Annotated in this window: 19 protein-coding genes; 9 read left to right on the forward strand and 10 right to left on the reverse strand. The window is 71.2% G+C overall.

The window, feature by feature from the left end:
• The first annotated feature begins 201 nt into the window (after positions 1-201).
• The 3 genes from WU80_RS01420 (at position 202) to WU80_RS01430 (ending at position 3427) form a co-directional block, all read left to right on the forward strand.
• On the forward strand, positions 202-1392 hold the full coding sequence (locus tag WU80_RS01420; protein ID WP_055399139.1) for a PP2C family protein-serine/threonine phosphatase: 1191 nt from the start codon (positions 202-204) through the stop codon (positions 1390-1392).
• A 71-nt stretch (positions 1393-1463) separates the two neighbouring features.
• Positions 1464-2990, forward strand: a complete 1527-nt coding sequence (locus WU80_RS01425) for a CHASE3 domain-containing protein (protein ID WP_369808478.1) — start codon at positions 1464-1466, stop codon at positions 2988-2990.
• Positions 2987-3427, forward strand: coding sequence for a response regulator (locus WU80_RS01430; protein WP_055399136.1), 441 nt, complete (start codon positions 2987-2989; stop codon positions 3425-3427). The genes WU80_RS01425 and WU80_RS01430 overlap by 4 nt, the downstream gene beginning before the upstream one ends.
• 4 nt (positions 3428-3431) lie before the next feature.
• Here the strand turns inward: WU80_RS01430 and WU80_RS01435 are convergent, their stop codons facing one another.
• Entirely contained in the window at positions 3432-4625 is a 1194-nt protein-coding gene (locus WU80_RS01435) for a CoA transferase (RefSeq protein WP_055405718.1), read from the reverse strand.
• Positions 4626-4765: 140 nt separating this feature from the next.
• On the opposite strand from WU80_RS01435, the gene WU80_RS01440 reads away from it, so the two are divergent.
• Positions 4766-5422, forward strand: coding sequence for a cation transporter (locus WU80_RS01440; RefSeq protein ID WP_055399133.1), 657 nt, complete (start codon positions 4766-4768; stop codon positions 5420-5422).
• Here WU80_RS01440 and ctpC read toward each other — a convergent pair.
• The 4 genes from ctpC to WU80_RS01460 all read right to left on the reverse strand — a co-directional run bounded on the left by ctpC (position 5419) and on the right by WU80_RS01460 (position 10159).
• Positions 5419-7596 carry a manganese-exporting P-type ATPase CtpC gene (gene ctpC / locus WU80_RS01445; protein ID WP_055399130.1) on the reverse strand — a complete coding sequence of 726 codons (2178 nt, stop codon included), beginning with the start codon at positions 7594-7596 and terminating at the stop codon, positions 5419-5421. The genes WU80_RS01440 and ctpC overlap by 4 nt on opposite strands.
• A 12-nt stretch (positions 7597-7608) precedes the next feature.
• Positions 7609-7890, reverse strand: coding sequence for a DUF1490 family protein (locus WU80_RS01450; protein ID WP_055399127.1), 282 nt, complete (start codon positions 7888-7890; stop codon positions 7609-7611).
• An 89-nt stretch (positions 7891-7979) separates the two neighbouring features.
• Positions 7980-8699: a TIGR03089 family protein gene (locus tag WU80_RS01455; RefSeq protein WP_197281013.1), complete on the reverse strand. Its 720-nt coding sequence runs from the start codon at positions 8697-8699 to the stop codon at positions 7980-7982.
• Complete coding sequence (locus WU80_RS01460) at positions 8687-10159, reverse strand: LCP family protein (protein WP_055399125.1); 1473 nt, start codon at positions 10157-10159, stop codon at positions 8687-8689. Before WU80_RS01460 ends, WU80_RS01455 begins: the two co-directional genes overlap by 13 nt.
• A gap of 99 nt (positions 10160-10258) precedes the next feature.
• Here WU80_RS01460 and rfbD point away from each other — a divergent pair, with 99 nt between their 5' ends.
• From rfbD to WU80_RS01475, 3 genes are read left to right on the forward strand one after another with little or no spacing between them, the layout of a single operon-like run.
• Complete coding sequence (gene rfbD, locus WU80_RS01465) at positions 10259-11143, forward strand: dTDP-4-dehydrorhamnose reductase (protein ID WP_055399123.1); 885 nt, start codon at positions 10259-10261, stop codon at positions 11141-11143.
• On the forward strand, positions 11136-12044 hold the full coding sequence (locus WU80_RS01470; protein WP_055399121.1) for a glycosyltransferase family 2 protein: 909 nt from the start codon (positions 11136-11138) through the stop codon (positions 12042-12044). The genes rfbD and WU80_RS01470 overlap by 8 nt, the downstream gene beginning before the upstream one ends.
• Positions 12037-13116, forward strand: coding sequence for a sugar phosphate nucleotidyltransferase (locus WU80_RS01475; protein WP_055399119.1), 1080 nt, complete (start codon positions 12037-12039; stop codon positions 13114-13116). The genes WU80_RS01470 and WU80_RS01475 overlap by 8 nt, the downstream gene beginning before the upstream one ends.
• Before the next feature lie 53 nt (positions 13117-13169).
• On the opposite strand, the gene WU80_RS01480 is transcribed toward WU80_RS01475, so the two are convergent.
• The 4 genes from WU80_RS01480 to cofD are packed head-to-tail and all read right to left on the reverse strand — an operon-like array spanning position 13170 to position 17661.
• The gene (locus WU80_RS01480; protein WP_055399117.1) at positions 13170-13715 is read right to left on the reverse strand and encodes an NUDIX hydrolase; all 546 of its coding nucleotides are present in this window, start codon (positions 13713-13715) and stop codon (positions 13170-13172) included.
• Positions 13712-15295, reverse strand: coding sequence for a class I SAM-dependent methyltransferase (locus WU80_RS01485; protein ID WP_055399115.1), 1584 nt, complete (start codon positions 15293-15295; stop codon positions 13712-13714). The genes WU80_RS01480 and WU80_RS01485 overlap by 4 nt, the downstream gene beginning before the upstream one ends.
• Positions 15296-15322: 27 nt before the next feature.
• Positions 15323-16663 (reverse strand): coenzyme F420-0:L-glutamate ligase, encoded by a 1341-nt coding sequence (locus WU80_RS01490; RefSeq protein ID WP_055399113.1) that lies wholly within the window; start codon positions 16661-16663, stop codon positions 15323-15325.
• Entirely contained in the window at positions 16660-17661 is a 1002-nt protein-coding gene (gene cofD / locus WU80_RS01495) for a 2-phospho-L-lactate transferase (protein WP_055399111.1), read from the reverse strand. The genes WU80_RS01490 and cofD overlap by 4 nt, the downstream gene beginning before the upstream one ends.
• Before the next feature lie 352 nt (positions 17662-18013).
• On the opposite strand from cofD, the gene WU80_RS01500 reads away from it, so the two are divergent.
• On the forward strand, positions 18014-18352 hold the full coding sequence (locus WU80_RS01500) for a WhiB family transcriptional regulator (protein WP_055399109.1): 339 nt from the start codon (positions 18014-18016) through the stop codon (positions 18350-18352).
• 20 nt (positions 18353-18372) lie between these two features.
• Here WU80_RS01500 and WU80_RS01505 read toward each other — a convergent pair whose 3' ends face one another.
• Entirely contained in the window at positions 18373-18795 is a 423-nt protein-coding gene (locus tag WU80_RS01505; RefSeq protein WP_047322002.1) for a metallopeptidase family protein, read from the reverse strand.
• 172 nt (positions 18796-18967) lie between these two features.
• On the opposite strand from WU80_RS01505, the gene WU80_RS01510 reads away from it, so the two are divergent.
• Entirely contained in the window at positions 18968-19432 is a 465-nt protein-coding gene (locus WU80_RS01510) for a DUF3499 domain-containing protein (RefSeq protein ID WP_082459688.1), read from the forward strand.
• Positions 19433-19489 lie beyond the last annotated feature (57 nt).

The raw sequence follows: 19489 nt of genomic DNA on the forward strand, positions 1-19489 counted from the left end.
AGATGTGTATAAGAGACAGACCAGATTCAGCGGGTGGTCATGTCGCGGGCGTTGCTGCGTTGACCTATAGGATCTCCGGCGGTTAACCGCTCTCGGGCCGTACGGCCACCGTAGAGTCGTCCAGATGGGTCGTTCCGCAGCCAGGGGGGTCGAAGTGAACAGCGCGACTTCCTTTGCGCGTCGACGGGTGACCGGGATTTGATGCCCGCGGGCGCTCCCGTGACGCCGGCGGCGAGTTGGCAGTCCCTGTCGTTGCTGCTGGTCGAGGATGACCGTGCCGACGCCCTGCTGGTGGAGGAACTGATCGCCGACGCGCTGGCCGACATCCGGGTGGTGTGGGCGCAGTCGATGGCGCACGCCGAGCGCGAGCTGGCGTCCGCCCGCCCCGACTGCGTGCTGCTGGACCTGCACCTGCCCGACGCCAACGGCATCGACGCGCTGGACCGCATCGCGCAGCGCGATGCCACCGTCCCGATCGTCGTGCTGACCGGGCTGAACGACGAGTACTTCGGAGCCTCCGCGGTCGCGGCGGGTGCGCAGGACTACCTGGTCAAGGGCCGCGTCGAGCCCGAGATGCTGCGCCGGGCGCTGCTGTACGCGATCGAGCGCAAGCGCGCGGAGCTGATCGCCGCCGACCTACACGCGACCCAGCTGCGTGCCCGCGAGAACGCGTTGCTGGAACGCGGCCTGCTGCCCTCGCCCCTGCTGCTGGACCACCCCGGGGTCGACATCGTCGCCCGGTACCGGCCCAGCCGGGAGAATGCGTTGCTCTGTGGCGACTTCTACGACGTCGTCCAGACGCCCGACCGGGTGGTCCACGTCCTGATCGGCGACGTCGCCGGCCACGGGCCGCACGAGGCCGCGCTCGGCGCGGCGCTGCGGATCGCATTTCGCGCGCTCACCCTCGCCGGCGTGCACGGCGTGGAACTGATGCGTCAGCTGGAGCGGGTGCTGCACTCCGAGCGAACGGGCACAGGGGTTTTCGCGACGGTGCTCGGCCTGGAGATCCCGGCCGATGGCCCGCGCATCACCGCCATCCGTGCCGGCCACCCGGCGATGCTGTTGCAGCGCGACGGGACCGTCGAATGGGTGGAGCCGCCGGGGGGCCCGGCGCTGGGGCTGCGCGCCGACGACTGGCCCCGCTACGAGATGGACCTGCCGGCGGGGCAGGGCCTGCTGCTGCTGACGGACGGGCTGTTCGAGGGCTATGCCGGACGCGGCAACCAACGCCTCGGCGAGGACGGCCTGCTCGAGCTGGCCCGGGCGCACGCGGACAAGCCCGGCCCGGAGTTCGTCGACGCGTTGATCGACGGCGCCCAGGGGCTCGCCCAGTCCCACGGCGGGCTCACCGACGACATCGCCGTGCTGCGGATCGAAAGGACCACCGCGTGACCGCGACGTTGCGCGGCCTGCGTCTCTCGGAGCTCACCGTGCGCGGGTGGCAGGCCGTCGTGCTGATCAGCATGGGTGTGATGGTGCTGGCCGGCGCGGTCGTCGGTGCGCTGCTGCTGAACCGCACCGACGACATGACGCACCAGCTCGTCGACAACATCCAGCCTGCGCGGGTGGCGGCCTTCGAGCTGCAGGCCGCGTTGCGCGACCAGGAGACGGGCATCCGTGGCTATCTGATCGCCGGGGATCGGCAGTTTCTGACCCCGTACTACGACGGGCAGCACGCCGAACAGGCCGCGGCGGAAGAGATCCGGCGACGGCTGGGTCAGCGGCCCGACCTCATCGGCGACCTGGACGCGATCGAGAACGCCGCGGGCAACTGGCGCGCAAGCTATGCCGAACCGGTGATCGCCGACGTGATCCCCAACGGCAAGAACGTCACGAACAAACCGTCCGCGGAACGCGGCAAGGCCCAATTCGACCATCTGCGAACGCTTTTCGACAAGCAGAATGCCAACCTGTCCGCGGCGCGGGCGGCCGCGGCCGGCGACCTCAAACGCACCGACGCGTGGCGCGACCGGGCGCTCTTCGCGATGGTGCTGTTGTTCTTCGTCACCGCCGCCCTGCTGGGATTCTTGATCCGGGACACCGTCGCCCGACCGCTCGCGGCGCTGGCCGCGGCGTGCCGGCGGATCACCAACGGCAATTTCGAGGAGAACATCGCGCCGCCCAAGCGGCCCAAGGACGTTCGCGACATGGCGCTCGACGTGGAGAACATGCGCAAGCGGATGGTCGAGGAACTGGACGTATCGCGTGCGGCCCAGGCGCAGTTGGATGAGCAGGCCGCCGAACTGCGAAGGTCCAACACCGAACTCGAGCAATTCGCCTACGTCGCGTCGCACGACCTGCAGGAGCCGCTGCGCAAGGTCGCCTCGTTCTGCCAGCTGCTGGAGCGCCGCTACGGCGACCAGCTCGACGAGCGCGGCATCGAATACATCGGCTTCGCGGTGGACGGCGCCAAACGGATGCAGGCGCTGATCAACGATCTGCTCACCTTCTCGCGCGTGGGCCGGCTGGGCACCACGGAAGCCGACGTGGAACTCGACACGACGCTGGATTCCGGCATCGCCAATCTGGCCACTGCGATCGAGGAGTCGGACGCCGAAATCGTGCGCCCGGAGCGTCTTCCGCAGATCAAGGGCGACCCGATGCTGCTGACCATGTTGTGGCAGAACCTCATTGGCAACGCGGTGAAGTTCCGGCACAAGGATCGCCGGCCACGCGTCGTCATCGAATGCGAAGCCGGCACCGGCAGTCGCGACGGCGAATGGGTGATCAGCGTGTCGGACAACGGCATCGGCATCCCCGAGGAATTCGCCGACAAGGTCTTCGTCATCTTCCAGCGCCTGCACGGCCGCGACGTGTACGCCGGGACCGGCGTCGGGCTCGCGCTGGTCAAGAAGATCGTCGAGCACCATGGCGGCACGATCCGGATCGACACCACCCGCACCGACGGCACCCGGTTCGAGTTCACCCTCCCCATGCCCGCAGTCGCCGAGCAAGCAGACTCAGACGCTTTGGAAGGAGCGCATCAGTGACATCCGACGGTAGAGCCATCGACATCCTGCTCGTCGAAGACGACCCGGGAGACGAGCTCATCACGCGAGAAGCGTTCGAGCACAACAAGCTCAAGAACCGGCTGCACGTCGCGCACGACGGCGAGGAGGGCCTCGACTACCTCTATCGACGCGGCCAGTTCGAGGACGCGCCGCGGCCCGACCTCATCCTGCTTGACCTGAACCTGCCCAAGTACGACGGCCGCCAGCTGCTGGAGAAGATCAAGTCGGACCCGGACCTGGCCCGCATCCCGGTGGTGGTGCTCACCACGTCCTCGGCCGAGGAGGACATCCTGCGCAGCTACAAGCTGCACGCAAACGCGTACGTGACCAAACCCGTTGACCTGGACCAGTTCATGAAGGCGGTCCGGCAGATCGACGAGTTCTTCGTTCAGGTGGTGCGCCTGCCCAGCCTGTGACGGCTTACGGCGCCGCCTGCGGCGCGGTGAGGAACTCGTCGTTGTGCTGCCCCGGCGCGGGCGGGGGATCGGTGGCCACCGCGTCGAAGCTCGAATAGCGCGCGGGCATGCGGACCACCGTGATCGCGTCGTCGCCGCTGCCCACCCGCAACGCCAGCTCGTTCTCGGCGAACAGCGGGGTGTCGACCACCTGCTTCCAGGTGTACGCCAGGCAGGCCATCAGGCCGCCTTCCTGAAGCAGCGCCACCCATTCCGCCGCCGTCTTGGCCGCCAGCGCCGACTCGAGCTCGTCGGTCAACTCGGGGTAATTCATTGCGCGCGAACGCTGGTCGACGAACCGCTCGTCGGTCAGCAGGTCCGGCCGGCCGATGAGCTCGCACAGCTTCGCCCAGTGCTTGGGCACGTACGCGCTGATCACGAGGTAGCCGTCGGCGGCCTTGAACGCGTCGGACGGTTGGGTGGCGAAGCCAACCCCCTTGCGTTTCTTGGCTTTTGGCGCGGCGTCCGGCTTGGGCGCCGCGCTGGGCTTGTTCAAATGGATGGTGAGCTGGCTGGCCTGCAGGTTCACCGCGACGTCGTACATGGCGACCCGCACCACGTCGGCCACCCCGTGGCGTTCGCGATTGAGCAGGGCGGCCAGCACCGCCTGGGCCAGCACGTGACCGCTGGAAGCGTCGACGAGCTGGAACGGGATGATCTGCGGCTTGCCGGTGGGCGTCGGCATGCCGGTGGACATGCCCGACTCCGAGGCGACCATCAGGTCGACGCCGGGCCTGCTGCCGTGCGGGCCGTTGCCGCCGTAGGCCGACAGGCGCGCGTAGATGAGCCGGGGGTTGCGGGCCCGCAAGTCGTCGGGGCCCAGGCCCATGCGCTCCATCACGCCGGGGCGAAAACCCTCCAGCACGACGTCGGCGGTGTCGACCAGCCGCAGGATCTGCTGCTTGGCCTCGTCGTCGGTGAGGTCCACCGCCACCGACTTCTTGCCCCGGTTGTGGGGCAGAAACAGCGTGGGCAGCGGCGGGCGCCCGGGCAGGACCGCGGTGATCTGCCGGGCCGCCTCGCCCAGCGGCGCCTCGACCTTGATCACCTCGGCGCCCAGGTCGGCCAGCACCTGCCCGGCCAGCGGCCCGGCGATGTTCTGGGTGAAATCGAGTACCCGGAATCCGTCAAGTGGCTTGGCGGGGGTGCTGTTTGCCATGGGTGGCCTTCCGTGCCGTGGTGCGCTGCAAAGGTAACCCGTGTCGGCCGGCAGCCGATTCAGGGGGCCTTTGACACGGTTGTGTTACCACCTCGTGTCAGGGCGCGCGGGCGCGGCCGATCGCCGCTAGCCTCGCGCAGATGACCACGTTCCCCGCCGTCGCCGATGAATGCACCGTCGCCGCGACGCGGGACGCCGGGTGGCGGCGCGACGCCGATTGGGCCCGGCGCCTGGCGTGGGTCAGCCTGGTCGCGGTGCTCGTCGAGGGCGGCATCGGCCTGTGGCAGGGCCTCGCCGTGGGGTCGGTGGCGCTGACCGGGTGGGCCCTTGGCGGGGTGTCCGAGGCGCTGGCCAGCGCGATGGTGGTGTGGCGGTTCAGCGGCGCGCGGACCTTCTCCGCCCACGCCGAGCGGCACGCGCAGCGCGGCGTGGCGGTGTCGTTCTGGCTGACCGCCCCCTACATCGCCGCCGAGTCGATCCGCGAGCTGATCGGCGAGCGCCATCCCGAGGCGTCGCCGATCGGCATCGCGCTCGCGGCCGCCGGGTTGCTGGTGATGCCGATGCTGGGCCGGGCCAACCGCCGGCTGGGCGCGCGGCTGGACTCCGGCGCCACCGAGGCCGAGGGGATCCAGAACTACCTGTGCGCCGCCCAGGCGGCCGGGGTGCTCGTCGGGCTGGCGGCGACGGCGCTGTGGTCCGGCGGGTGGTGGATCGACCCGGCGGTCGGGCTGGGCATCGCCGGCGTCGCGGCCTGGCAGGGCGTGCGCGCCTGGCGCGGCCACGCGTGCTGCTGCTAATCCAACCGATACCGAATCAGTCGGGAACTGTTGGCCACCACCGCGACCGACGACGCGTTGTGCAGGATGGCGGCCAGCACGGGGGACAGCGCGCCGCCGGCGCCGATGATCAGCCCGGCGGCGTTGACGGCGATCGACATGCCGTAGTTCTCCCGGATGACGTCCACCGCGCGGGCGCCCAGGTCCCGCACGTCGAGCAGCCGATGCAGGTCGTCGTTGGCCAGCGCCACGTCGGCGGTCTCCACGGCGACGTCGGTTCCGGCCAGCCCCATGGCGATCCCGATGTCGGCGGCCGCCAAGGCCGGGGCGTCGTTGATGCCGTCACCGACCATGCCGACCACGTGGCCGTCGTTCTGCAGCGAGCGCACCACCTCGAGCTTGTCCTCGGGCATCACCTCGGCGCGCCACTCGTCGATCCCCAGCTCCTCGGCGACCACCCGGGCGATGTCGGGATGGTCCCCGGTGAGCATCACGATCCTGCGAATTCCGCTGTCCCGCAAGCGCTTCAGCACCTCGACGGCCTCGGGCCGCACCTCGTCGCGCAGGCTGATCAGCCCCACCAGCTTGCCGTCGACGGCGAGCAGCAGCGGGGTCTCGGCCTGCCGGCGCAGCTTGTCCACCCACTCCGACGCCTTCTTCGACACCCGCACCTTCTCGGCGCGCAACAGCCCGGGGCTGCCCAGCAGCAGGGTGCGGCCGTCGGCCCAGGTGCGCATGCCCAGGCCCACCAGCACCTCGCACTCCTCGTGCGGCGGGATGGTGATGTGCCGCTCCTCGGTCGACCGGATCACCGCCTCGGCCAGCGGATGGCGGGAGTGGATCTCCGAGCTGGCCGCGTACGCCAGCACCCCCTCGGGCTCCCAATCCTTGTGCAGGGCAATGATGTTGGTGACCACCGGACGGCCGACGGTCAGCGTGCCGGTCTTGTCGAACACGATGGCGTCCACCCGGCCGGCCTGTTCGAGGTGGGATCCGCCCTTGATCAGGATGCCGCGGCGCGCGCCGTTGCCGATCGCGGCGCTGATCGCCGTCGGCGTGGACAGGCCCACCGCGCAGGGGCACGCGATCAGCAGCATCGTCATCGCGCGGCGCACGTCGCCGGTGACCGCCAGGGTCAGGGCCGAGACGACGAACGAGGTGGGAACGAAACGGCGGGAGAAGTTTTCGCCGACGGTCTGGATGGGCGCGCGGTCGTGTTGGGCCTCCTCCACCCGGGTGATGATGCGCCCGATCGCGGTCTGGTTGCCGACGGCTTGGGCGCGCACCACCAGCCGGCCGCGCACCACGACCGATCCGGCGTGCACGTGCGCGCCGACCATCACCGAAACGGGCAGGTTCTCGCCGGTGATCGCGGACTGGTTCACGATCGCGTCGCCGTCAACCACCTCGCCGTCGACCGGTATCGCGACGTGGTCGTGGATGATCACCTCGTCGCCGATCTGCACGCTGTCGATGGGGACCTGCACCTCCTGGCCGTCGGCCAGCCGGATCCACGCGGTGTCCTGGCTGCCGCGCAGCAGCTCCGAGATGGCCCGCCGGGTGCGGCGCAGGGTGAGGTCCTGCAGGTATTCGCCGATGTTGAGCAGCCACAGCACGGTCAGGGCCACCACGTTCTCCCGCAGCACCAGGCTCGCCACCGTCGCCGCCGACACCAGGGCGTCGGTGCCGGCGCGCCCCGAACGCAGCGAGCGCAGGGCGCCGCGCAGGAACGGGTAGCCGGTGAAGATCGTGACCCCGGTGGCCAGCACTCGGCCGTTCGGGCCGAGCAGCGGCGGCCGGGCGAACACGTAGCGCCGCACGCCGAGCAGGGCCAGCGCCGCGCCGCCGACGACCATCCGCAACACGTCGGTGTTGCGGATCTCCGACGAATGCGGCGCGCGCGCCGGGATCAGCTCCGCCGCGACGTGGGCGGCGGAGCCGATCGCGGCCAGCACCGCGGCGCGGTCGCAGCGAAGGGGCGAATACCAGACGACGACGGAACCGGTGCGCGGGTAGGCATGCACCACGCGCACGCCGTCCTGCGCGGCGACCCCCTCCTCGACGGCCACCGCGCGGCGCGAATCGCCCCGCAACCATTCGACGGAGACCCGCATGCGCCCGGCGGCGTCCGAAATGACCCGCAGCGCGGCGTCATTCGTGGCGATGTCGGGCACCACGGCCAGGTGGGCGGGCATGTCCGCGAAAGATCAGTGGTCGTGCTGGTGGACGTCCGCGACGGCCGGTGTGGGCGCCTCCTCGCCGATGCGTTCGCGGGCTTCGGCCATCACGTCGGCGAGCTTCAGCCGCGCCGACTCGGCGGCCTCCTCGGCCTTGCGGGTTCCACGCAGCCCCAGCTCCGCCGCCGACACCGCGGTCTCGTGCAGCGGCGCCTTGGCCAACCCCTTGCGCACCACCTCGTAGGCCGTCACGCCGACCAGGCCGGTGACCACCGTCGATGCCGCCTTCGCCAAGAGCGCGTACCCCGCCATTTGCCCGGACCTCCGTATCGTCGCCGCGTCAGCTGATGCTCGCTCGACGTTAACATTGAAATATAGCGATATCAATATGAATCGGCGGGCTACAGCGTCTTGGTGACCTTCTCCGTCTCGATCCGGCGCGCCAGCGCCGACGCGTCGGGATTGGCCACCTGTACCAGCGACCCGCCGGCGGCCAGTATCGCCAGCAGGCCGTCCACCAGGTCGTCGGGTTGCGACCACGCGGCGGTGGACAGAACACGGTCGGTGGCCGCCAATTCCCTTGCAGTGGAATAACTTTGGCACGCGGCCAGGACCTCGTCGACCGATCGCCCGTCGAGCGCGGGCCCGGGCCGGCCCTCGGGAACGATCTGGTCGCCGTGCACCCGCACGGCCGTGGCGTAGTCGGTGACGCCGATCGGCAGGTCGCCGGCGGGGCGCCCGAACGGATCCAGCGACAGCACCGCCACCTCGGCGGCGCCCAGCTCGTCCGCCTCGTCCAGCCGGTCGGCGGTGCACAGCGCGACGTCGGGCGGGCCGTGCGCGCCGAGGACCGCCTCGGCGCCGATCCACCACACCCCGAACAGCACGGCCGCGGTCTGCCAGTGCGCCGGCAGCAGGATCGCGACCCGGCTGCCCGGCCCGGCGCCCAGTTCGTCGCGCAACAGGTTGCCGGTCTTGGCGGCCCAGTTGGCCAGCGTCACCGCCGACAACTCGATGCGCTCGCCGGTCGCGTCGTCGTAGTAGGTGATACGCGGGCCCACCGGGTCGGCCCGCAGCATCGGGTCGAGGATCGCGGCGGAGAGCGTGCTCAGTTGATGCACTCGGGCTTGTCGGAGCCGGCCGTCAGGATCGGCGACGGCGCGGGGACGTTCGGGTCGGCCGCCACCGAACCGACGTTGGACACCCGGGCCGGCATCACCGAGCCGGTGCCGGAAAGCCCCGAGCCCGGCCCGCTGTAGTCGTTGCCCAGCACCACCCGCACCGAGCCCGGCGCCAGCGACGGATCCGCGACCACCGGCAACCCGCCCAGCTCCTTGGCCACCTCCTGGGCGCCCAGGTCGTCGGCCTTGGCGGCGCGCACCTGGCTGCCCTTGACGTGGCCGCCGTCGTTGTTGCCGACCGTGCCCGCGCCAAATCCCTTGGCGGTCAACACCTGTGAGACCGCCGACGCCAGCCCGTTGATGTCGGTGTCGTTGACCACGCTGGCGGTGGTCTTGGCCGGGGTGTAGGCGATCTCATCGGTCTTGCCCTGCTCCTGCTCGTGCAGCAGCCCGCTGACCCAGTCGGCGACCTGGTGCGGGTCCACCCGCACCACGCTTTGCATGCCGTCGTCGCTCCACCCGGCGCCGTCGAGCACCGGGATGGTGGCGAACGCGACGTTGCCGCCGGCCAGCTTCTGCATCTGCTGGACGAAGTCCATCACGTCCCAGCCCGACGAGATCACCACCGAGCGCTGCACGGCCGCCTCCAGCCGCTTGAGCGTGGTGGGGCTGGACAGCGTCTTGCCGGAGATGACGCGGTGGGCCAGCGAGGCCATCACCACCTGCTGACGCACCACCCGGTCCAGGTCGCCGCGCGGCAGCTCGTGGCGCTGCCGGACGAAGCTGAGCGCCTCCGGCCCGTCGAGCCGCTGCTGGCCGGCCGGGAAGTCGGCGCCCGAAAGCGGTTCGAACACCGGCTCTTTGAGGCAGACGTCAACGCCGCCCAGCGCGTCGGTGATCAGGGAGAAGCCGAGCAGGCCGATCTCGGCGTAGTGGTCGACGGTGACGCCGGTGAGGTCGGCGACGGTCTTGATCAGCGCCTCGCGCCCGGCCTCGGTGCCCTGTGCCGCGGCGTCCGCGGCCGAGTCGCCGGCCTTGACCAGGCTGGTGCGCTTGGCCTCGCGGGCCTGGCCGTAGACGCCGTTGATCTTCGTCTTGCCCAGGCCCGGCGCGGCGACGTAGGAGTCGCGGGGGATCGAGATGGCGGTCGCCGACTTCCCGTTGTTGGGGATGCGGATCAGGATGATCGTGTCGGTGTTGGTCGCCTCCTCGTCGCCGACCCGCAGCGAGGCCAGCTCGTCGGCGGACAGCGGGTTGCCGTGGGCGTCGGTGCGGCTGTCGAGGCCCACCAGCAGGATGTCGATCGCGCCGTCGTCGCCGCCCTTGCCCAGCGAGGGTGCGGACATGTGGAAGATGCCGTCCTCGAACGAGCGGACGTTGCTCCACGCCAGCCCGGTGCCGAGAACGACGACGAGCGTGAGCGCAGTGGCAATCACACGAACCACACGTTGCACAGGCATCCCACTAGATTACTTGCGGCACACGTGCTTCGTGGGTAGCGAAGCCCCGCGCGCCCCGGGCGTTCGCCCGCGCTTTCCCGGGCATGCCAGACTCAAACCATGTCGAGCAGGATTGTGATCGCCGGCGCCGGTGGGCAGCTGGGCGCCCATTTGCGCGCGCTGGCGGCCGATCAGGGGCGGGACGTGCTGGCGCTGACGTCGTCGGAGTGGGACATCACCGACCCGGCCGCCGCCGAGCGGATCATCGAGCGCGGCGACGTGGTGATCAACTGCGCGGCGTACACCGACGTCGACGGCGCCGAGAGCGACGAGGCCGGCGCCTACGCCGTCAACGCCGAGGGCCCCGAGCACATGGCCAAGGCTTGCGCCGGTGCCGACGCCCGGTTGATCCACGTCTCCACCGACTACGTGTTCAACGGCGACTTCGGCGGCGCGCAGCCGCGCCCCTACGAGCCCGACGACCCGACCGCCCCGCAGGGCGTGTACGCCCGCAGCAAGCTCGCCGGCGAGCGGGCCGTGCTGGCGGCGCTGCCCGAGGCGGTCGTGGTGCGCACCGCGTGGGTCTACACCGGCGGCACCGGCAAGGACTTCGTCGCCGTGATGCGCCGGCTGGCCGCTGGTGACGGCCCGGTGCGGGTGGTCGCCGACCAGATCGGGTCACCGACCTACGTGGGCGACCTGGCCGCCGCGCTGCTGCAGGTCATCGACGACGACGTGCCCGGGCCCATCCTGCACGCCGCCAACGAGGGCGCGGTGTCCCGCTTCGAGCAGGCGCGCGCGGTGTTCGCCGAATGCGGCGCCGACCCGGAGCGGGTGCAGCCGGTCAGCACCGCGGAGTTCCCCAGGCCGGCGCCGCGCCCGCCCTACACCGCGCTGTCCGGCCGGCAGTCCGCCGCGGCCGGGCTGCGACCGTTAAGACCCTGGCGCCCTGCGCTTGTCGCGGCGCTGGCGGCCGCTCGACCGTTACCCTCTACGCGTGACTGACGTTCTGCCGGTCGTGACGGTGACCTACTCACCGGGCCCACACCTCGAGCGCTTCCTGGCCTCGCTGTCGCTGGCCACCGAGCGGCCGGTGTGCGTGCTGATGGCCGACAACGGCTCCACCGACGGCACCCCGCAGGCCGCCGTCGAGCGGTACCCGAACGTGCGGCTGTTCCACACCGGGGCCAACCTCGGCTACGGCACCGCGGTGAACCGCGCGGTCGCGCAGCTCGCCGAGTCGGCGGACGTCGACGCCGACTGGGTGATCGTGGCCAACCCGGACGTGCAGTGGGGGCCGGGCAGCATCGACGCCCTGCTGGACGCCGCCGCCCGATGGCCGCGGGCCGGCGCGCTGGGCCCGCTGATCCGCGATCCGGACGGCTCGGTTTACCCGTCGGCGCGCCACCTGCCCAGCCTGGTCCGCGGCGGCATGCACGCGGTCGTGGGGCCGTTCTGGAAGCGCAACCCGTGGACGGCGGCCTACCGCCAGGAACGGCAGGAGCCCAGCGAGCGGGTGGTGGGCTGGCTGTCGGGCTCGTGCCTGCTGGTGCGCCGGTCGGCCTTCGGCCAGGTCGGCGGGTTCGACGAGCGCTACTTCATGTATATGGAGGACGTCGACCTGGGTGACCGGCTCGGCAGGGCCGGCTGGCTGAGCGTCTACGTGCCGTCGGCCGAGGTGCTGCACCACAAGGGCCACTCCACCGGGCACGACCCGGCCAGCCACCTGGCGGCACACCACCAGAGCACCTACCTGTTCCTGGCGGACCGGCATTCGGGCTGGTGGCGGGCGCCGCTGCGGTGGACGCTGCGGGCCTCGCTGGCGCTGCGCTCCCGCCTGATGGTGCGCGGCGCGCTGCGCGACCGGAGACGCAAACTGGCGGAAGGGCGGCGCTCACATGGCTAACCCCCAGGTCGATGCCGTGGTCCTGGTCGGCGGCAAGGGCACCCGGCTGCGGCCGCTGACGCTGTCCGCGCCCAAGCCCATGCTGCCCACGGCCGGTCTGCCGTTTCTGACCCACCTGCTGTCGAGGATCGCCGCGGCGGGCATCGAGCACGTCATCCTGAGCACCTCGTACCAGGCCGCGGTGTTCGAGGCCGAGTTCGGCGACGGGTCCAAGCTGGGCCTGCAGATCGAATACGTCACCGAGGAGCGGCCGCTGGGCACCGGGGGCGGGATCGCCAACGTCGCCGGGCACCTGCGGCACGACACCGTGATGGTGTTCAACGGCGACGTCCTCGCCGGGTCCGACCTCGGCCAGATGATCGAGTTCCACCGGGCCCAGCAGGCCGACGTCACGTTGCACCTGGTGCGGGTGGGCGACCCGCGGGCCTTCGGCTGCGTGACCACCGACGAGGACGGCCGGGTCACCGCCTTCCTGGAGAAGACGCAGGACCCGCCGACCGACCAGATCAACGCCGGCACCTACGTGTTCGCCCGCGACATCATCGACCGGATCCCTCGGGGCCGCGAGGTGTCGGTGGAACGCGAGGTGTTCCCGGCCCTGCTCTCCGATCCGGACGTCAAGGTGTGCGGCTACGTCGACGCCAGCTACTGGCGCGACATGGGCACGCCGGAGGACTTCGTCCGGGGCTCGGCCGACCTGGTCCGGGGGATCGTGTCGTCGCCGGCTCTGCACGGCCACCGCGGCGAGCAGCTGGTGCACGACGGCGCCGCGGTGTCACCGGGCGCGGTGCTGGTGGGCGGCACCGTCGTCGGGCGGGGCGCCGAGATCGGCCCCGGCGTCCGGCTGGACGGCGCGGTGATCTTCGACGGCGTCAAGGTCGAGGCCGGCAGCGTGATCGAGCGCTCGATCATCGGATTCGGCGCGCGCATCGGGCCGCGGGCGCTGATCCGCGACGGCGTGATCGGCGACGGCGCCGACATCGGGGCGCGCTGCGAGCTGCTGCGCGGCGCGCGGGTGTGGCCCGGCGTCTCGATTCCCGACGGCGGGATCCGCTACTCGTCCGACGTCTAGGCGGCATCCTCTCGAACGTCACGCTGGCGTAGCGCTCGACGCCGACGGCCGCGCTAGCGTGACGCTCGGCCCGTCGCGCGGGCGACGAGGTACGCCAGCGCGTGGTCGCTGCCGTCCGGCAGCGCGTCGGCGGGCCACCACCGCAAATCGTCGGACTCGTCGCTGATCGCGATCCGCGCGCCGGGCGGCGCGTGGGCCACGAACTGCAGGTCCAGGTGCCGGGTGGGTACGCCCAGTGAACAGGTGACCGGGTGCACGTGGATGGCGGCCAGCTCGGGCTCGATGCGCAGACCGCTGACGCCGGACTCCTCGGTGGCCTCCCGCAGCGCGGCGGCGACGATGTCGCCGTCGTCTTCGTCGCAGTGGCCGCCCAGCTGCACCCAGCGGCCCACCCGCGGATGCAAGGTGAGCAGCACCCGGTCGCCGGTGTGGTCGACCACCAGCGCCGAGGCGGTGACGTGGCCCGGCACGCACTCGCGCCGGCAGGCGTCCGGTCGGGCGAGCACGAAGGCCAGCACCGCGTGCCGCAACGAATCCTGGGCCGCGTCGGGCGCCCGCCAATCGGTCAGCAACGCGATCACCGACTCCCGCACGCTCACCGGGAACCCCGCCGTTTCCGGCGATCCCGCAGCGACGCCCAGGCCGCGCGGCAGTCCGCCACCGCCTCGGGCCGCAGCCCCAGCCCGTCGATCAGCACGTGGCGGTCGACGAGGTCGAGCGCCTTCTCGATCTCGTTGGCCTTCAACAACACATCGACGTCGCCGGCGAGGCCCGGGCCGGCGAGCGCCGGTGGGGGAATGGGCAGCTGCTCGGCTTCGCGGGGTTCGAGCTCCAGGATGCCCCCGCCGTAGCTGCGGCCGATGATCTCGGCGAAGGCGAACGTCACGCTGTTGTGGAAGACGGCGGCCAGCGCGGTCGCGTCTTCGAAATCGGAGCCCGCGCTCAGGCGCAGCCGGTGCACGGTGTCGGTGCTCGTCGCGGCGGCGGCGTTGACGGTCAGGCGCGGCGCCAGGTGAATCTGGCGCAGCAGGAACAGATCCGGGACCCACGGCGACGGCGTGGTCCACCACGGCTTGCGGATCGAGCATTTGTAGCCCCGGTGCACGCCGGCGGACTCACCGGCCCGGATGTGTGCGATCAGCGCGGGGTCGTCCGGCTCGCGCGGCGCGTCGAGCAGCCAGGTCCGTCGCCCGGCCGCGACATCGCCTGCCCGGCAATCGGTGTCGTAGACCAGTCCGGACAGCTGCGCGCTGCGCGACACGAGCGGGACGCAGTGGGGGAGCAGCCCGAGTTCGCGGGCCTGCGCGTCGGTGAAGGTGAAGAAGCTGTTGCGGCCCGTCACGATGCCCACGTCCACCGCGGCGACCGACCCGAGCCGGGTCAGGGCCGGCGATCGCTTGAGCGTGCGCAGCAGCCGGATCGCGGCCGGGTCCAGGAAGTACTTGGTCCACTTCTCGTTTTCGTGCAACAACGCGGGAGCCGCCTCGACGTCGAAGTCCGCGTCCGCGAGCGCGTCGGCGCCGGCGAGGTGGACCGTGCGGATGCGCGCCGGCCCGGCGCCGGCGACCCCGCAGAACAGCACGACCTCCTGCAGGATGCCGTCGAAGACCAGGCGCTCGAACGTGACCAGCGTGATGTCGGCGAAGCGGCCCAGCAGGAACTCGCGCAGCTGCGCGGCGTAAGAGACCTGGAGCAACTCGGCGGGCAGCACCAGCCCCACCCGGCCGCCCTCGCGCACCAGGATCGAGCTCGCCACCACGAAGGGCACCCACGCGTTGGTCAGCCGGGTCGGCCGCAAACCCGCGCGCCTCATCAGTTCCAGCGCGGGGTCGCGCTGCTCGGGCGCCCAGTTGCCGAACCGGATGTAGGGCGGATTCCCCGCGACCCCGTCCCAGCCGCCGGGCTCGGCCGCGGGGAGCCAGGCGAACAGGTTCGCGGCGTCGACGGGGGCGAATCGGCGCGCCTTGGCCGCCTCTGCGGGCACCAGCTCGACGCCGCGCGCCCCGCCGCCGAGGGCGGCCAGCTCGCGCAGGATCGCGCCGTCGCCGCAGGACGGTTCCACGATGCGCGGGCCGGCTTCGCCGACCCAGCGGGCCAGGAACCGGGCCACCGGCGCGGGCGTGTAGTAGCCGCCGCGGACCTTGTCGGCGGACGCCGCCGGCTTGCCCGCGAATCTCATGGGCCGATTATCGCCGACGGACGTCGCTCACTTGCGGATCAGCAAATCCCCGGGGTCCACCGCGTCGCGCGGCCCGGCGGTTTCCTCCGGGTAGCCGATCGCGATGGCGCCCAACGGCTCCCAGTCGGCGGGCAATTCGAGCTCGGCGCGCACCAGGTCGGCGGCGAAGATCGTCGAGCCGATCCAGCAGCTGCCCACCCCCCGCACGGCCAGCGCGACCAGCAGCGCCTGCACGGCCGCCCCGACCGCGACGGTGAACATGGTGTGCTCGGCCTCGGTGCGGGCGGCGTCGGGATAGGAGTGCGCGCCGTCGGGGACCAGCATCGGGATGACGACCTCGGGTGCGTCGTAGAGGATCTGGCCGCGCGCCACCCGGCGCTCCACCGAGTCGGCGGGCCGGCCGTCACCGGAAAGGTCGGCGCGCCACTTGTCTTTCATGCGGTCCAGCAACCGGATCCGGGCGTCGCGGGCCCGCAGCCAGACGAACCGGACCGGGCGGGTGTGGTGCGGGGCCGGGGCGGTGAGGGCCTCGGCGACGGCGGCTTCGATCAGCTCGGGCGCCACCGGCTCGGCGCTGAACCGGCGCACCGATCGGCGCAACAGCTGGGCCTGCCGCCGGCCCAGGTCGATGGCCTCGGCGGTGCCCAGCCAGAACAGGTCCTCCTCGCCGGGCCGTAGCAGCTGCCGCGCGGTCGAGCCGTCGTCGCTCACCGTGAGGCCGCGCACCACGGCCACCGGCATGGCGGTCAATTTCCCCTTCACCAGATCGGCCGCCGCCGCCACCTCGTCGGCGACCGCGATCTCGGTGACCACCAGCTCGTTGCCGTGCCGGTCGACGGACCCCGAATAGCCGTGCAGCACAGCCAGACCGGACGATCCCACCGCCGCGTCGATCTGGCCGTTGCGCCAGGCGCGGCCCATGGTGTCGGTGATGACGACGGCGACGTCGACGCCGAGCAGCCGGGCCAGCCCGGCGCGCAGGGCCGCGGCGCTGCCGTCCGGGTCGAGCGGCAGCAGCGCCAGTTCGTCGCGGCCCACGTTGGATCCGTCCACGCCCGCGGCGGCCTGGATCAGGCCGATGCGGTTCTCGGTGATCAGGGTGCGCCCCTTGCGCGCCAACACCCGCACCGCCTCGTCGTCGACCAGTTTGCGGCGGAGTTGGTCGCGCTCCTCGGCGTCCTGCGGCGCCGGCACCAGCCGGCCCTCGCACTTGGACACCACCTTGCTCGTCACCACCACGACGTCGCCGTCGCGCAGCCAGGGGGCGGCCGCGGCCAACGCCGCGCTCAGGTCGTCGCCGGGCCGGAATTCGGGCAGCCCCGCGACGGGCAGGATTTCGATCGCCGCGGCCGTGCCGTGTTCGGTCACGCCGTCACGCCCGCAAGCTCGAGCCCCGCGGCGACCATCTCGGCCGTCGCCTTGGGATCGGTCATCAACAGCGGAACGGCGGTCACCGCCACGCCGTCGATGTCGGCGTGATCGCCTTCGTGCACCAGCCAGCAATCGAGGATTCCGGTGCCGCGGCGCGCGCCGTAGTGCCGGCCGACCGCCTCCGCGGTGGATGGGACCCCGATGACCGACAGGCACGCATCGGCCATGCCGCGCAATGGCTTTCCACCGATGATCGGCGAGTAGCCGACGACCGGGGCGCGCGCCGAGCGCAGCGCGGAGCGGATGCCGGGGACGGCCAGGATGGCGCCGACGCTCACCACCGGATTGGACGGCGCCAGCAGGATGACGTCGGCGTCGGCGATGGCCGCCACCGCTTCACTTGTGGCGGAGGCCTTTTCGGCGCCGATGAAGGCGAAGCTGTGGGTGGGCACGTCGGCGCGGTAGCGCACCCACCACTCCTGGAAGTGGATGGCCCGCCGGTTGCCGTCGTCGGGATCGGTGATCACCACGTGGGTCTCGCAGCGGTCGTCGCTGGCCGGCAGCAGACGGGCGCCGGGTTGCCAGCGGTCGCACAGCGCCGTGGTGATCTGTGACAGCGGGTAGCCGGCGTTGAGCATCTGGGTGCGCACCAGGTGGGTGGCGATATCCCGGTCGCCGAGACCGAACCAGTCCGGTTGCACGCCGTAGCGCGCCAATTCCTCTTTGGCGTGCCAGGTTTCGTCGCGGTGACCCCACCCACGCTCCGGGTCTACGCCTCCACCTAAGGTGTACATGCAGGTGTCCAAATCCGGGCAGACCCGCAGTCCATGAATCCAGGCGTCGTCGCCGATGTTGACGATGGCGTTGAGTTCGTGGTTGCTGGTTCCCGCATCCGGGTGCCGTTGCGTTTCGAACTGACCGAGCCCGAGCAGCTGTTGAACCCCCAGCAGGAAGCGGGCGCCGCCAACCCCACCGACCAGAACGGTGACCTTCACTTGGACGACAGTACTGCCCGGCGACCGTGCGGTGTCGGGGCCGTTACGCGGCCCTTAAGCATAGTTGCGGGCGGTGTGATCGACACGCCGAATGCGCAAAACAACGGAAACGCCGTAATTCGGTCACGAGATGGTATGGAAATGCGCCGTAATGCTTGACCCGGCAGGTCAACCCGTGTCTAATCACAACAGTGTCATTTCCCGGTTGGCCGGCCGGTTCCGGTGTCGCAGACCGAGATTCGATCACTTGTTCGAATTGTCTGTACACATCAGAAAAGTGGGAACCACTCACTCTCTCAATCAAACTGAGGAGGCGGACGACCGTATGTCTTACGAACATCTTCGAGGAGTCATGGCGAGCACGCCGCACACCCCCATCGCTTCGGCGCCGGCCCTGCCCGCGCGGCCGCACCTGACCGTGGTTCCTGATGCGCCAGTCGCATTCGAGCCCGAGCCGATGCCGATGCCCGTTGCGGACCAGTGGCAGGACCGGGCGCTGTGCGCCCAAACGGATCCCGAGGCCTTCTTCCCGGAGAAGGGCGGATCCACCCGCGAGGCCAAGAAGATCTGCCTGGGGTGCGAGGTGCGTCATGAGTGCCTGGAGTACGCCCTGGAGCACGACGAGCGCTTCGGCATTTGGGGCGGTCTCTCCGAGCGCGAGCGCCGGCGCCTCAAGCGCGGCATCATCTAGCGCGCCCGCGCCGCCGGAGTTTATTCGTCGTCGATCGTCGGGTCGATGACCGACGGTTCGACATCGAGGTAGATGGCCACCTGGGCCACCAAGATTTCGTGCAGTAAATCACCGAGCTCGACGGTGTCCTTGGCCCGTCGTTCAATCGGCTTGCGGAACAAGACAATTCGTGCCCGCGTGGCGTTGCCGCGGACGTCGACGCCGGCCGGGATCAATCGCGCCAGCGGGATCGGCCCGTCGGCGATCACCTCCGGCGGCCACTGCACGCTGTCGGGATCCTTGGCCGCGATGCGGGGAATCTCGTCGACCGCCACGTCCAACTCGGCCAGCCGGGCCTGCCAATGTCGTTCGATCGGTTCGTAGGCCTCGAGCACCGCCATGTCGAACCGCTCGGCCCGGCTGCGCCAGCCCGGCACCGTCGGCGGCAGCAGCGGACCGCGCACATCGCGGCCCCGCCGCGACGACCGGTGGGAGGCGAACCGGCCCGGAGACCGGCCCCTGTGCGGGGAGCTGCGCGAATCGCCCACGGGCCGATGGTAACGGTTGCACATCGGGCGCCGAGGCGTTGCGCGTGTCCGGCGCTTCCCGGACGTTTGCGCACGATAGCCTTTCGGCGTGAACGTTCCCCGTCGCTGTTGTCGGCCCGGGTGTCCGCACTACGCCGTGGCGACCTTGACGTTCGTCTACTCGGACTCGACGGCGGTGGTCGGCCCACTCGCGACCGCGCGGGAACCGCATTCGTGGGACCTGTGCGTCGGCCACGCCGGCCGGATCACCGCGCCCCGCGGATGGGATCTCGTGCGCCACGCCGGCCCGCTCTTCACCGAGCCGACCCATCCCGATGAGGACGACCTGGTCGCCCTCGCCGACGCGGTGCGCGAGGGCGCTCCCGGCGAGCGCGGCGCGGCCTACGGCGGCACCGGCGCGCCTCGCAACGGATTTGACGGCTTCGGCGATCCGCTCGTCCATCACGGCGGGTCGCAGGCCACCGCGCCCAGCAGCAGTGTGCTGGCGCCGCCCGAGCATCGTTCCGGCCGGCGCCGCGGGCATCTGCGGGTGTTGCCCGACCCCAGTGACTAGCCGTTCCGGCGTCGCGGGCAATCCCCGCGCACCACTGCGGTCCCGTGTTTCCTCCGG

It is taken from the genome of Mycobacterium sp. UM_11 (assembly GCF_001414075.1).
Lineage (GTDB): Bacteria > Actinomycetota > Actinomycetes > Mycobacteriales > Mycobacteriaceae > Mycobacterium.